Source organism: Streptomyces sp. NPDC053426, from assembly GCF_055585405.1.
In genome coordinates, this window is record NZ_JBVJKE010000001.1 from 540,342 (window position 1) to 553,395 (window position 13,054).

Here is a 13,054-nt window from a genome sequence, read left to right on the forward strand (position 1 = left end):
ACCGCCGGTAACCCGCCCGGAACTCGGCCTTTACACGAAATACGCCTGCCGATGTGCCCGTTTTCCATAAGTTCGCTCGTATTGGGGATCCCCAGTCACGCCGGGCACGGAAAACAACCCTCTTATCGGTCTCCCCAACCAGCACATCGTGGGCTTAACTTATGTGCCATGACCTCCCCCCGCTCCACTTATGGCGGCGGCTACTATTCCGCTGCCTTCCCGGACACCCCGATCTACGACTCCCTCGTGGCCGAGCGGGGTACCCCGCAGATCGCCCCGATCCGGGTCCCCGCCGCGTACGAGGCGCCGGCCAGTCATCTGCCCGCCCTCCCCTCGGCGTTGCCCGCCCTCCCGGCGGCCCCGTCCCAGCCCTCCTACGGCTACCCGCAGATGCCGCAGCCCGCCCCGCTCCAGCAGGCGCCCGCGGCGTACATCCCGCAGCAGGCGACCGCGCCGCGCGGCTACCCCGGCCCCCAGCCGCAGCCGCCGCGTCCGGTTCCGCCCGCGGGCTACGAGGCGATGCGCCCCGCGGCTCCGCGGCCGGGTCCCGCTCCCTACCAGGACCCGTACAACGGTCAGCAGTACCGCGGGTACTGAGCCTGCCCGGGGCTGTCGGTGCCGTACGGCACGACGGCCCCGCGGGCATGCCCGTCCGCACCCGATTCGCCGGAGGCCCCGAGGCCGCCTCCGGCCGTCCCTGGGGAGGGAATCGGACTTCTGCCCAGCGGGGCGGGAAACGCAGTTCCGGCCTCGGACGGCGCCGACCACCGCGCTCCGTACGGGACGCCGCCGGACTTCTGACCGGCGGCGTCCCGCTGTCCGCGGCGGGAACGCGCACAGCGGCGCCGTCGCGGAGGTCCGCGACGGCGCCGTTCCCGTCGCGGGCGCGGGAACCGGGCCCCGGGCTCGCGCGTTGGCCTTTCATGAGAGATCCGTGAAAGGACCCGCGGGGGAAGGGGGCGCGGACCGTGCGAGCGATCAGCGGACTCTGGCGCTGGCGGCACAACCCGTTGTGCCGCGGGACCGACCTGGCCGAGGCCTGGGTGGCGTTCACGACGCTGCTGCTCGTCCTCGTCGCCGCACCGGTGGCCGGCTTCCTCACCGGAGGCGCCGCCCAGGACGCCCTGCAGCGTTCCGTCCGCGCACAGCACCAGTCCCGGCACCTGGTGACGGCCACGGTGGTGCGCGGGCTCGACCCGTCTCCGTCGGCCGCCGACCCGGAGACGTCCGCCGGCGGGGATCCGCGCCACCGTGTCCTCGCCCACTGGACCGCGCCGGACGGCACCGAGCGGAGCGGGCCGGTGCCGACGCGCCTGAAGGACCCCCGGCCGGGCGACCGCTTCCGGATATGGACCGACGGGCACGGGACCACGGTGGCCCGCCCCCTGGACACCATGACGGCCACGACGCACGCCGTGCTCGCCGGCGTCGGCGCCGCCCTGGCGACCGCGGCCCTCGTCGAGGGCTTCAGGCGGCTGGCCGTCCGGCACATGGTCCGCCGCCGGTACGCGCGTTGGGACCGGGCATGGGAGAAGGCGGGCCCGGACTGGGGCAGGACCGGGACCGGCAGCTGACCGACGTCACGGCTCTGGTCAACCCGGTGCCCGCGCGCACGCTACGGTGGTCCGGCCGAACCGATCGGCGGCAACACGCGCGTGAACGAGCCACGTACGACAAGGTGGGGGCACAGCTACGCCATGGCACAGGGCACGGTCCAGGTGACGCACACCGGCACATCGAGGTGGCGGCGCCGCACGGGTGAGTACGCATCGCTCGCCGCCGCCCTGGAGGCCGCGGCCGAGGGCGACGTCCTCACCGTCGCTCCCGGGACCTACCGGGAGAACCTCGTCGTGCAGCGGGCGGTGACCGTGCGCGGCCCCGAGGGCTCACCCGGCTCGGTGCGCATCGCGCCCCCGGACGGCGTTCCACTGACCGTGCGCGCCTCGGCGGTGGTCCAGGACCTGCACGTGGAGGGGCAGGACGCCACCGCCCCGGCCGTGCTGGTCGAGGGGGGCACCCCGGAGCTGCGCGACATACGCGTGGTCACCCGGTCCGCGGCCGGCATCGAGGTGCGCGGCGGCGCCCGGCCCACGGTGCGCCGCTGCACGGTCGACAATCCGGCGGGCGCCGGCATCGCCGTACTGGGCGGCGGGGGCGGGGTGTTCGAGGAGTGCGAGGTGGTCGCCGCGGGGCAGGCGGGGGTCGCGGTGCGCGGCGGCGCCCACCCCCGCCTCGAGCGCTGCCGGGTGCACCACGCCTCGGGTTCGGGACTGACCGCGACCGGGGAGAACTCGGCGCTGGAGGCGGTGGGTTGCGAGGTCTACGAGGTGCGGGGCAGCGGTGTCCAGGTCACCGGCCGCGCCACCGCGCACCTCACCGACTGCGAGGTGCACCGTACGACCGGGGACGGCGTCACGCTCGACACGGACGCGGTGCTGACGCTGGCCGACTGCCGGATCCACGACATCCCGGAGAACGCGGTCGACCTGCGGTCCCGTTCGGTGCTCACCCTGACCCGCACCAGCGTGCGGCGGTTCGGCCGCAACGGTCTGTCGGTGTGGGACCCGGGCACGCGCGTGGACGCCAACCAGTGCGAGATCTTCGACAGCACCGGCGACTACCCGGCGGTGTGGGTGAGCGACGGCGCCACCGCCGTACTGGACTCCTGCCGGGTGCACGACGTGCCGGACGCCCTGTTCGTGCTCGACCGCGGTTCCCGCGCGGACGTCGTCGACAGCGATCTGACGCAGGTGCGCAACACGGCCGTGTCGGTGAGCGACGGCGCCACCGCGCAGCTCGACGACTGCCGGATCCGGGAGGCGGCGACGGGCGCCTGGTTCCGCGACCACGGCAGCGGCGGCACGCTCGACAACTGTTCCCTGGAGGGCGTGCAGACCGGCGTGATCGTCACCAAGGGCGCCGACCCGACCGTCGAGCGCTGCACGGTCGACTCCCCCGCCGAGGCCGGTGTCTACGTCTCGGCCGGCGGCCGCGGCACCTTCGTGAACTGCCGGGTCACGGGCAGCGGCGGCTACGGCTTCCATGTGATCGACGGCAGCCGTACGACGCTGCGGAAGTGCCGTACGGAGCGCTGCGCGCGCGGTGGGTACGAGTTCGCCGAGGGCGACGCGGTGTCCGGTTCGGGCGGTCCCGTCGTGGAGGACTGCACCAGCGACGAGAGCGGGAGCCTGGAGCCGGCGACGGCACCGGAGCCGACCGCCGTGCGGACGGTGAGCCACACCACCGGCCTGCTGAGCGCCGTTCCCGCCGCCCGCACGACCGAGCCGGCACCGCCCGCCCCCGAGCCGGAGCGGGAGACCCGCACCTCCAAGGCCGTGCTGGGTGAACTCGACGCGCTGGTGGGCCTGGAGAGCGTCAAGCGCGAGGTGCGCGCCCTCACCGACATGATCGAGGTGGGCCGGCGTCGGCAGCGGGCGGGCCTGAAGGCGGCGTCGGTCAAGCGGCATCTGGTGTTCACCGGCTCCCCCGGCACCGGCAAGACCACCGTGGCCCGTCTGTACGGCGAGATCCTCGCCTCGCTCGGGGTGCTGGAGCAGGGGCATCTGGTCGAGGTGTCCCGGGTCGACCTGGTCGGCGAGCACATCGGCTCCACGGCGATCCGCACCCAGGAGGCGTTCGAGAAGGCGCGCGGCGGTGTGCTGTTCATCGACGAGGCGTACGCGCTCTCCCCTCAGGACGCCGGGCGCGACTTCGGCAAGGAGGCCATCGACACGCTGGTGAAGCTGATGGAGGACCAGCGGGACGCGGTGGTGGTGATCGTGGCCGGCTACACGGCCGAGATGGAGCGGTTCCTGTCGGTCAACCCGGGTGTGGCGTCCCGTTTCTCGCGGACGATCACCTTCGGCGACTACGGCCCCGAGGAGCTGCTGCGGATCGTGCGGCAGCAGGCCGAGGAGCACGAGTACCGGCTGGCGCCGGGCACCGACGAGGCGGTACTCGCGTACTTCACCGACATCCCCAAGGGGCCCGCGTTCGGCAACGGGCGCACCGCGCGGCAGACCTTCGAGGCGATGGTCGAGCGGCACGCGAGCCGGGTGGCCCAGCTCGACGAGCCGACCACCGACGACCTGACCCTCCTCTACGCCGGGGACCTGCCCCCGCTGTCCTGAGCACCGTCGGGCTCCCCCACCACCTGCCGGGGTGCCGGTACGTCCGGCCGCAGGCGGGCGAGCAGCCGGTGCCGTTCCTCGGCGAACGCCGGGTCGGCCTGGTAGTCGGAGTGGCCGAGGATCGGCGAGGGCAGGGGGTGGGCCTCGGTGCGGCCGTAGGCGAGGGGGTCCTGGAGCGCGGGGCGGTCCACTGCGGGGCCGCCGTCGCCGGGCAGCCGCATCGGGCCGCCGATGGGGTCGGTGCGCCGGTAGAGGTTGCGCCAGCAGTCGACCTCCCGGTGCAGGGAGCCGAGCGCGTCCGGTCCGAAGTGGGCCGGGAACCAGCGGCCGTAGAGCCGCTCCAGCGGGGAGCCGTAGGTCAGCAGCGCGACGCGTCCGCGGGTGGACGGCGCGAGCTGCCAGGCCGTGGCGGCGGCGAGGACGCTGCCCTGGGAGTGGCCTGAGATCACCAGCCGGCCGCCGGTGGCCCGGGTCCAGGTGGCGATGCGCCAGGTCAGGTCGGGCACCGCGCGCTCGGCGTAGCAGGGCGGCGCGAAGGGGTGCGCGGCGCGCGGCCAGAAGGTGCCGACGTCCCACAGGATGCCGATGGTGCGCCGCGCGGAGGCGTCCTTGTAGGCGCGGCGGCCCGAGGCGACGAGGAGTATGAAGCCGAGTCCGATCAGCCAGGAGCCCAGCGCCTGCGCGGTCTCGGCGGCGCCGTGGACGACGGCGTACGAGCCCCGGGCGGCCTCGCCGGGTGTCTTGTCGGTGGTCAGGGCGCCGACGAGGGCGCCGGCGCCCAGCAGCAGCGTCGCGGCGGAGGTGACGGCGAGGACGCGCGGCGCGCGGTCGGTGAGCGCGGCCATGGCGCGCACGGAGGCGATACGGCGGGTGCGGCCGGGGTCGCCCGTCTCGCCGGGGTGCTCGCGTTCCACGGCGGCGCGCTCCGCGCGTGCGAGCCGCCAGGCGCGCCGGGCGAGCCGCACGCACAGCACCAGCAGCAGGAGGAGGAGCGGCGGGATCACGGAGGCCTGCCAGGTGAGCAGCACGGGCGGGCCGGGGATCGAGGTCCCGGTGCCGTCCAGCCAGTCGGAGACCCGCTGGGAGACACCGCCGGACATGACGCCGCCCAGCGCGCAGGCGAGCATGGCGACCGCCGGTCCGGCCAGGCCCCGTATCGCGGCGCGCCGGTCGGGGTCGGTGCGGTGCAGGCCGTGGGCGACTCCGGCGAGCACGATCACCAGCAGGCCCTGGGCGAGGGCGAGGGCGCCGAAGGCGGCGTCGCCCGGCAGCCTGCCCGCCGACTCCCAGCCGGGGCGCTCCCACCCGGCGTAGAGCAGGGTGAGGGCGAGCAGGACGAGGGCGGCGAGCGGCAGGTACCGCACCAGGTGCCGGTCGAGTCCGGCGTCCAGCCGGCGTTCGGAGCGGCCCCGGCGGCACACCACCCACACCACGACGCACGCCCCGGCGGCCAGTGCCGCCTCCAGGAGCACGCCGAGGACGTCCAGGACGGCCGGGCCGCCCGGCTCGCGGTCGTGGCGGGCGGCGGCGGAGCCGACTGCGGCGGCGACGGTGAGCAGTCCGGCGGCGGTGTGCGCGGCGCGCAGCCGGGCGACCAGGCGCCGGCCGTACCAGAAGCCGGGCCGGCCCAGTGCGGTGCGCCCGTCGTCCTCCTCGGGCCCGTGGTCGTGGGTCATCGGCTGCTGGGACTCGTACACGCTCCAGGTGCGCAGGGACAAGAACCACAGCAGGCCGGTGAGGGCGGCCGGCACCAGGGCGGCGAGCGCCAGCCTGCGGCCCGGCGCGCTCCACCAGCCGCCGTCGGACGTCCCGGGCGAGAGGAAGCCGAGCCAGGAGTGCCGTTCGGCGCACGCGCGCGTGCCCGCGCACTGCCAGGCGGCCAGGTCGAGGGCGACCTCGCAGGCGGCCGCGACGAGCAGCACCGTCAGGCTGAGTCCGGCCAGCCGCACCAGCAGCCCGTACAACCGGACCGCGCGCCGGCGGCCGTGGGCGGTGGGGCGCATCCAGTGGGCGAGGTTGACCACCATGAAGGGGAGCAGCAGCAGCCACAGGGCGCGGGTGCCGTTCCCGGAGGTGAGGTTGCACCAGACGTAGGCCTCGGGGACGGGCCCCTCGCGCCGCCCTGCGGGCCCGCGCTCGGCGTCGACGTCGTCGGCGCGGCGGAACACGGCGGCGATGTCGTCACCGGTGATCCGTACCGTGCGCGGGTCGTCGAGCATCTCCTCGGGGGTGGTGCCGCCCACCCCGTGGACCAGGAGTTCCAGGGCGGTCCCGTCGGCGCCCTCGGCCGGTCCGTGTCTCTGCGCGTTCTCCACCGATTCGCACTTCCCCCGTGACGCCCCGTCGGCTCCGTCCGTGCGGGCACAGGATCTCCCATGGCGGAACGGCTCACACCTCTCGTCACGTAATCTCCCCGGTCCGTGTGACAAGCAAGCGGCATGCGGAGAATCGGTGACATGTGCGCGACGAGCCACCGGTGGAGCCGCGCGGGGCACGGCATGCGAGGATGGGACGTCCGCGCACCGATGACGGTGGGAAACCCGCTCGTCGCAGAGGGTGCGGGGCGTGTCGGACGGTTTGCGGCGAAAGGACCGGAGCGTACGTGAGCGAGAATCAGAACCTGCTCGCGGAGCAGCGGCGCACCCTGATCCTCGACGAGGTCCGGCGCCGGGGCGGGGTCCGGGTCAACGAGCTGACCCGCAAGCTCGGCGTGTCGGACATGACGGTCCGCCGCGACCTCGACGCGCTGGCCCGGCAGGGCGTGCTGGAGAAGGTGCACGGCGGCGCGGTCCCGGTGGTGGAGGCAAGCACGCACGAGCCCGGGTTCGAGGCCAAGTCGGGCCTGGAGCCGACCGCCAAGGAGGACATCGCGCGGGCGGCGGCCGAACTGGTCTCCCCCGGCGCGGCGATCGCGCTCTCGGGCGGTACGACGACCTTCGCGCTGGCGCACCGGCTGCTCGACGTCCCCGACCTCACGGTGGTCACCAACTCGGTGCGGGTGGCCGATGTGTTCCACGCGGCGCAGCGCACGTCGGGGCCCCGGCAGGGCGCGGCCACGGTCGTCCTGACCGGCGGGGTGCGCACCCCGTCCGACTCGCTGGTGGGTCCGGTGGCCGACCAGGCGATCGCGGTGCTCCACTTCGATCTGCTGTTCCTCGGGGTGCACGGCATATCGGTGGAGGCGGGACTGTCGACGCCGAACCTCGCGGAGGCGGAGACCAACCGGCGTCTGGTGCAGTCGGCCCGGCGGGTGGTCGTGGTCGCCGACCACACCAAGTGGGGCACGGTGGGGCTGAGTTCGTTCGCGTCCCTGGAACAGGTCGATACCCTGGTGACGGATTCCGGGCTGCCCGCGGGGGCACGCGCGGAGGTGTCCGAGCATCTGCGGCGGCTGGTGGTGGCGGGCGAGCCGGCGGAAGAGGCGGAGGCCGCGGACATCTGACGGCCCGGCAGCCGGCCGCCCGGCCACCGGGTCCGGGGAACTCGTCGAGGGGGTACGCCCATGGTTCACCGTCTGCGCCCCGTGGGGCACGAGTTCGTCCGGGCGGCGCCCGTACGTCTGGTCTTCGGGCGGGAGATCGCCGCCGCGCCGGAGCGGGTGTACCGCGCGCTGGCCGAGGACGTGACCGGCTGGGCGGAGTGGTTCGGGGCGGTCACGCTGTCCCGCCCCCTCGACGGCGGCGCGGGACGTGAGATCCGGCTCCGGGGCGGCACCCGGTTCCGCGAGACGGTCCTCGTGGCCGAGGGGCCCGGGGTGTACGCCTATCGCGTCGACGTTACGAACGCGCCGGGCGCCCGTGCCCTGGCCGAGGAGTGGCGGCTCACCCCCGCCGGGACGGGCACGCGGGTGCGGTGGACGTTCGCGGCCGACGGCACCGCGCCCTTCCGGCTCGTGCTGAAGGCCGCCCGGCCGGGGCTGGGGCGGGCGTTCCGCTCCGCGGTGACCTCGCTGGACCGCCGGCTCGCGGGGTAGGGGGTGCCGTCCGGATCAGGCCGGCTTCAGGCGACGGCGCCTTGCGGCCGAGCCGAGCGGGGTCCGGTGCGTGCGGCCGCAAGGCGGAGGAGGACGCCAGGGCGGAGCCCTGGCGACCGACGACAACGCGGCTGGGGGCACCTCCCACGCCTTTCAGGCAGTGGGGGAGTGCGTGCCGGGCCCCACGACCCCGGCAAGACCCGAACGACACCCCCCGGCCCTCAGTCGGGCCAGACGCCGGTCCGCAGCAGGGACTCGATCGCCGCCGTGTACGGCGCGATGTCCAGGCCCTGTCCGGCCAGCCAGGCGTCCGAGTAGTACTTGTCCAGGTACCGGTCCCCCGGATCGCACAGCAGCGTCACCACGCTCCCCCGCCGCCCGTCCGCCACCATCTCCGCGACGATCTTGAGCGCGCTCCACAGCCCGGTGCCGGTGGAGCCGCCCGCCTTGCGGCCGATGACCCGCTCCAGGGCCCGCACCGCGGCGACACTGGCCGCGTCGGGCACCTTCATCATCCGGTCGATCGCGCCGGGCACGAAGCTCGGCTCCATACGGGGCCGGCCGATGCCCTCGATACGGGAGCCGCGGTCGCAGGCGACGTCCGGGACGCCGGTGGTCCAGCCCTCGAAGAAACACGAGTTCTCCGGGTCGGCGACACAGACGCGGGTGTCGTACTGCATGTAGTGGACGTAGCGCGCGAGGGTCGCCGAGGTGCCGCCGGTGCCGGCCGTGGCGACGATCCACGCGGGTTCCGGAAACCGCTCCAACTCCAGCTGGCGGAAGATCGATTCGGCGATGTTGTTGTTGCCCCGCCAGTCGGTGGCCCGCTCGGCGTAGGTGAACTGGTCCATGTAGTGGCCGCCGGTCTCCGCCGCGAGGGCGGCGGACGCCTCGTACATCGTGCGGGGGTCGTCCACGAAGTGGCACCGACCGCCGTGGAACTCGATCAGGCGGCACTTCTCGGCGCTCGTCGTGCGCGGCATGACGGCGATGAAGGGCACGCCGATCAGCTTCGCGAAGTACGCCTCCGACACGGCCGTGGAACCGCTGGACGCCTCGATCACCGGGCGGCCCGGACGGATCCAGCCATTGCAGAGCCCGTAGAGGAAGAGCGAACGGGCCAACCGGTGCTTGAGGCTGCCGGTCGGGTGGGTCGACTCGTCCTTCAGGTAGAGGTCGATGCCCCACCGCTCGGGCAGCGGAAAGCGCAGCAGATGGGTGTCGGCCGAGCGGTTGGCGTCGGCCTGCACCCTGCGCACGGCCTCTTTCAGCCAGGCCCGGTAGGCGGCGTCACTGTGGTCGACGTCGAGGGTGGCACCGGTCAGGGTCTGTCGGGGAGTGCTCACGGCAGGGCTCCTTACACTGAGCGCCGACGGCGTCTCACGCGGCCGGCACCCCGATCATAAGCACCATCCGCACCACCTCCCACCTGCATAAACACACCTTTGAGCCACTCAAAGGCACCCTGGGGCGCGCAGCGTGGCGACAGGGGGGCGCATTGGCGCGAGTGCACCCCGGGCGCCGGGGAACGACGGCGCGCGCACTGGTGCTCGGCGGCGGGTGGGGGCAGACTGCACCGGCGTGAGCAGGGCCCCGTACGGGGGCACACTGGAGCTGGGCAGGAGCCGGCCCGTGGAGCACGGTCCGGCTGCACCGACGCGCACAAGGGGGCGGGTGGCATGGCGGAGCCGGAGTTCACGGCCACGGGCGTGCGGATCGGCAAGCGGCTGCGTTCGCTCACCCGGGCCGGCCAGGTCCGGATCAGCGAGGGCCGGCTGGAGCTGCTCACCAGCTACGGCAGCGAGATCGACAGCGCGCCGGTACAGGCGGTACGGGCGTCCAGGCCCTGGTTCGCGCCAGAGGACCGGGCGCTCGCGGACCTCAACGGCAACCGGTACTCGCTGACCCTGGGCGATCACGACCCCGCGCCGGGCGAACCCGGTCCGCCCGCCGCCAGTCGTTTCATCGAGGCCGTGCGCCGGGCGTCGGGGCGCGGCGCCTGAGATGTCCGTGACTTGCGTCACTTCACCTCTTACGTCACGCTGGTCTCACGTCACTCTGGGTTTACCGGCGATAACGCTGCGAACCAGCCCGCCGGCCATGACAGCAGGCGGCAGCGTCACGCAGGCGCCCTGCTGGATCCGCCTTCCGTGTTCTTCCGGACCTCACGTCGGGGAGTCGCAGCCGTGATCACTCACCCAAGCAGGCACTGCGCGGTGGAGCTCCAAGCCCTGCCGTCGCGGATCGGCCAAGTCCGCAGAATCGTATCTGCGCAGTTGCGCTACTGGCATATGGACCCGTTGATAGACCGGGCAGCGCTCGGTGTGACGGAGTTGTTGTCCAACGTCCACCGGCACGCCCAGCCCGACAAGACGTGCACCGTCGAGATCGAGCTGCTGCTCGACCGGCTCAAGGTGTCGGTGCACGACCACGACCCACGCCTGCCGGTCATGGCGGACGCGAGCCCGCTCGCCACGTGCGGGCGCGGGCTGGCGATGGTCGCCGCGATGAGCGAGAGCTGGGGCGCGGTGCCGGACGGCGAGTCCGGCAAGATCGTGTGGTTCACCCTGCCGACACCGTCCACGACCGCCGCGCCCGCCTGGGACCGGCAACCGCGGCTCACGGCCGGCGAGCCCGCCGACCACCGCTTCGCGGAGGTCGCCCTCATGGAACCCACCACCGAAGACCACCACACCGAACGGACCCCCGCCCGCTCCACCGTCCCCGGCTGACACGGGCGAGGCGGGTCGGCGGGAAGCCGGTCGTGGAACCCCCGGCTCCCTCCCGGCCCACGGATCCCCGGCAGCGGGCACGCCGCCACCGGCCGAGCGCTTCGACAGTTCCAACGACCGTCCCCCGACGGTTCGTTCCCGATACGGATGTGACATTTCGTCCAGCCCGCCAGCCTGTCGCGGCACCCCGCGCGCCCCTACCCTCCGGAGCCTGACGGACCGATGGGTGAGGGAGCACGGTGAGCACAGCGGCGGCAGCGGGGACCTGGAGACTCGGGGACCTGGAGGTGAACCGTGTCGGCTACGGCGCGATGCGGCTGACCGGCAACGGCATGAGGGGCAACTCCGACGGCAGGCCGATCGACCGCGGCGCCGCCGTCCGGATCCTGCACAGCGCGTTCGAGCGGGGCGTCAACCACATCGACACGGCCGCCTTCTACTTCTCGCCGCTGCGCTCGGCGAACGAGATCGTCAACCGGGCCCTCGCGTCCTGGCGCGACGACGTGGTCGTGGTGACCAAGGTCGGTCCGGGGCGCGACCCTTCCGGCCAGTGGCTCGCCATGGCCCGCCCCGACCGGCTCCGCGGCCAGGTCGAGGAGAACCTGCGCCAGCTCGGCCGGGACCACCTCGACGTGGTCAACCTGCGTGTCAACGACCCCGGGACCTCGGTGGCCGAGCACTTCGGCGCCCTCGCCGAGCTGCGCGAGGCGGGTCTGGTCCGGCACCTCGGGCTCTCCAACGTCCGGCCGGAACACCTGGCCGAGGCCCGGGAGATCGCCCCGGTGGTCTGCGTCCAGAACGCGTACGGGCTCGACCGGCGCCGTTCCGACGAGAGCGGGCTGGTGGACCTCTGCCGGGAGCTGGGCATCGCCTTCGTCCCCTACTTCGCCCTCTCCGGCCTCCGGCGTGAGGCGGCCGCGGCGCCTGAGCGGGACGCGCGCGTCCACACGGTCGCCCGCGCCCACGGCGCCACGCCCGCGCAGATCCGTCTCGCCTGGACCCTGCACCGGGGACCGCACGTACTGGCCATCCCCGGCACCGCGAACCCGGCGCACCTCGCCGAGAACATCGCCGCCGGCGCCCTGCGGCTGGCCGAGGAGGAGCTGGCCCTGCTCGACGAGCCGGACGCGGCCGGGGCGTGAGCGGGGGCGAGGCGTCTCAGACCGTCATCGCGCACCTCCCTTGCCGTGCCGGCCGAACTGCTCGTCCAGGACGGACAGCCGTCGCCAGTACTCGTCCTCGTCGATCTCGCCGGAGGCGAAGCGGTGGCCGAGTACCGCGATGGGCGAGGTGTCCTCCACCGTGGGCCGCCCGGGGCCACGGCGTCCGCGCCACACCGTGCGGCGCAGCAGGGCGATGCCGCCGCCGATGACCAGGGCCCAGATCACGGGGAAGAACAGGATCCACGGGCCGGGCCCGCCGTCGCCGAAGTGCGCCAGGGTCTGCATGATCGTCCATCTCCTCGGATGCGTTGTCTCGTCGCTCCTTGCGCGACGTCTCCGAGCGTCGTCCCGCGAGGGGGGCCGGGGCGTCGTACGGCCGGCGGCACTGTGCGTACCTCGCGGGGAGTACGCGGACGGCCGTGTCCCGCCGAGGAGGGCTCGACTTCTGTAACTACTGGTATGTACAGTGCGGGGATGAGCACCTCGGAGCGGCTGATCGAGTCCACCCGCGAGCTGCTGTGGGAGCGCGGCTACGTGGGCACGAGCCCGAAGGCGATCCTGGAGCGGTCGGGCGCGGGCCAGGGCAGCATGTACCACCACTTCAAGGGCAAGCCCGACCTCGCGCTGGCCGCGATCCGGCGGACCGCCGAGGAGATGCGGGCCACCGCCGAAGCGGTCCTCGCCGGGCCGGGCACACCGTACGAGCGGATCGAGGCGTATCTGCTGCGCGAGCGCGACGTGCTGCGCGGCTGTCCGGTCGGGCGGCTCACCATGGACCCGGACGTCATCGCCGACGACGCGCTGCGCGCCCCGGTGGACGAGACCCTGGACTGGCTGCGCACGCGGCTCACCGGGATCGTCGAAGAGGGCAGGCAGCGGGGCGAGTTCGCGCCCGCGCTCGACAGCGCGGAGATCGCCGCGGCCGTCGTCGCGACCGTCCAGGGCGGCTACGTACTGGCCCGCGCCTCCGGCTCCCCCGCCGCCTTCGACGCGGGGGTGCGCGGTCTGCTCGCACTGCTCGCGCCGCGGGAGCGGTGACTCCGTCAACTTCCGTCG

General features: G+C 73.9%; 12 protein-coding genes. 9 read left to right on the forward strand and 3 right to left on the reverse strand.

Annotated features, from left to right (window positions below; genetic code table 11):
* The first annotated feature begins 168 nt into the window (after positions 1-168).
* The 3 genes from ACZ62B_RS02215 (at position 169) to ACZ62B_RS02225 (ending at position 4,130) form a co-directional block, all read left to right on the forward strand.
* Positions 169-597 carry a DUF6643 family protein gene (locus ACZ62B_RS02215; RefSeq protein ID WP_344562190.1) on the forward strand — a complete coding sequence of 143 codons (429 nt, stop codon included), beginning with the start codon at positions 169-171 and terminating at the stop codon, positions 595-597.
* Between the two features lie 371 nt (positions 598-968).
* A complete protein-coding gene (locus ACZ62B_RS02220; protein WP_344562188.1) occupies positions 969-1,574 on the forward strand; it encodes an Rv1733c family protein in 606 nt (201 codons plus the stop codon).
* 123 nt (positions 1,575-1,697) lie between these two features.
* Positions 1,698-4,130: a right-handed parallel beta-helix repeat-containing protein gene (locus ACZ62B_RS02225; RefSeq protein WP_469689147.1), complete on the forward strand. Its 2,433-nt coding sequence runs from the start codon at positions 1,698-1,700 to the stop codon at positions 4,128-4,130.
* On the opposite strand, the gene ACZ62B_RS02230 is transcribed toward ACZ62B_RS02225, so the two are convergent.
* A complete protein-coding gene (locus tag ACZ62B_RS02230) occupies positions 4,100-6,445 on the reverse strand; it encodes a hypothetical protein (protein ID WP_469689148.1) in 2,346 nt (781 codons plus the stop codon). The two genes, ACZ62B_RS02225 and ACZ62B_RS02230, sit on opposite strands and share 31 nt — an antisense overlap.
* A gap of 287 nt (positions 6,446-6,732) precedes the next feature.
* On the opposite strand from ACZ62B_RS02230, the gene ACZ62B_RS02235 reads away from it, so the two are divergent.
* Positions 6,733-7,572: a DeoR/GlpR family DNA-binding transcription regulator gene (locus ACZ62B_RS02235; protein ID WP_344562184.1), complete on the forward strand. Its 840-nt coding sequence runs from the start codon at positions 6,733-6,735 to the stop codon at positions 7,570-7,572.
* A 60-nt stretch (positions 7,573-7,632) separates the two neighbouring features.
* Positions 7,633-8,103 (forward strand): SRPBCC family protein, encoded by a 471-nt coding sequence (locus ACZ62B_RS02240; RefSeq protein WP_468885870.1) that lies wholly within the window; start codon positions 7,633-7,635, stop codon positions 8,101-8,103.
* Positions 8,104-8,324: 221 nt separating this feature from the next.
* Here the strand turns inward: ACZ62B_RS02240 and cds1 are convergent, their stop codons facing one another.
* On the reverse strand, positions 8,325-9,449 hold the full coding sequence (cds1, locus tag ACZ62B_RS02245) for an L-cysteine desulfhydrase Cds1 (protein ID WP_344562180.1): 1,125 nt from the start codon (positions 9,447-9,449) through the stop codon (positions 8,325-8,327).
* Between the two features lie 333 nt (positions 9,450-9,782).
* Between cds1 and ACZ62B_RS02250 the strand changes: the two genes are divergently transcribed.
* The 3 genes from ACZ62B_RS02250 to ACZ62B_RS02260 all read left to right on the forward strand — a co-directional run bounded on the left by ACZ62B_RS02250 (position 9,783) and on the right by ACZ62B_RS02260 (position 11,977).
* Positions 9,783-10,106 carry a hypothetical protein gene (locus ACZ62B_RS02250; protein WP_030865918.1) on the forward strand — a complete coding sequence of 108 codons (324 nt, stop codon included), beginning with the start codon at positions 9,783-9,785 and terminating at the stop codon, positions 10,104-10,106.
* 183 nt (positions 10,107-10,289) lie between these two features.
* Positions 10,290-10,835, forward strand: a complete 546-nt coding sequence (locus ACZ62B_RS02255) for an ATP-binding protein (protein WP_468885405.1) — start codon at positions 10,290-10,292, stop codon at positions 10,833-10,835.
* A 239-nt stretch (positions 10,836-11,074) separates the two neighbouring features.
* Positions 11,075-11,977 carry an oxidoreductase gene (locus tag ACZ62B_RS02260; protein WP_468722516.1) on the forward strand — a complete coding sequence of 301 codons (903 nt, stop codon included), beginning with the start codon at positions 11,075-11,077 and terminating at the stop codon, positions 11,975-11,977.
* A 24-nt stretch (positions 11,978-12,001) separates the two neighbouring features.
* On the opposite strand, the gene ACZ62B_RS02265 is transcribed toward ACZ62B_RS02260, so the two are convergent.
* Positions 12,002-12,283 (reverse strand): SHOCT domain-containing protein, encoded by a 282-nt coding sequence (locus ACZ62B_RS02265; protein ID WP_344562174.1) that lies wholly within the window; start codon positions 12,281-12,283, stop codon positions 12,002-12,004.
* 189 nt (positions 12,284-12,472) lie between these two features.
* Between ACZ62B_RS02265 and ACZ62B_RS02270 the strand changes: the two genes are divergently transcribed.
* On the forward strand, positions 12,473-13,036 hold the full coding sequence (locus ACZ62B_RS02270; RefSeq protein WP_469689149.1) for a TetR/AcrR family transcriptional regulator: 564 nt from the start codon (positions 12,473-12,475) through the stop codon (positions 13,034-13,036).
* Positions 13,037-13,054: the final 18 nt, after the last annotated feature.

What these genes read in the sequence shown, in the direction of transcription:
- ACZ62B_RS02240 (WP_468885870.1), top strand. Translation starts at nt 7,633, where the DNA reads ATGGTTCACCGTCTGCGCCCCGTGGGGCACGAGTTCGTCCGGGCGGCG.
- ACZ62B_RS02225 (WP_469689147.1), top strand. Translation starts at nt 1,698, where the DNA reads ATGGCACAGGGCACGGTCCAGGTGACGCACACCGGCACATCGAGGTGG.
- ACZ62B_RS02250 (WP_030865918.1), top strand. Translation starts at nt 9,783, where the DNA reads ATGGCGGAGCCGGAGTTCACGGCCACGGGCGTGCGGATCGGCAAGCGG.
- ACZ62B_RS02215 (WP_344562190.1), top strand. Translation starts at nt 169, where the DNA reads ATGACCTCCCCCCGCTCCACTTATGGCGGCGGCTACTATTCCGCTGCC.
- ACZ62B_RS02265 (WP_344562174.1), bottom strand. Translation starts at nt 12,283, where the DNA reads ATGCAGACCCTGGCGCACTTCGGCGACGGCGGGCCCGGCCCGTGGATC.
- ACZ62B_RS02270 (WP_469689149.1), top strand. Translation starts at nt 12,473, where the DNA reads ATGAGCACCTCGGAGCGGCTGATCGAGTCCACCCGCGAGCTGCTGTGG.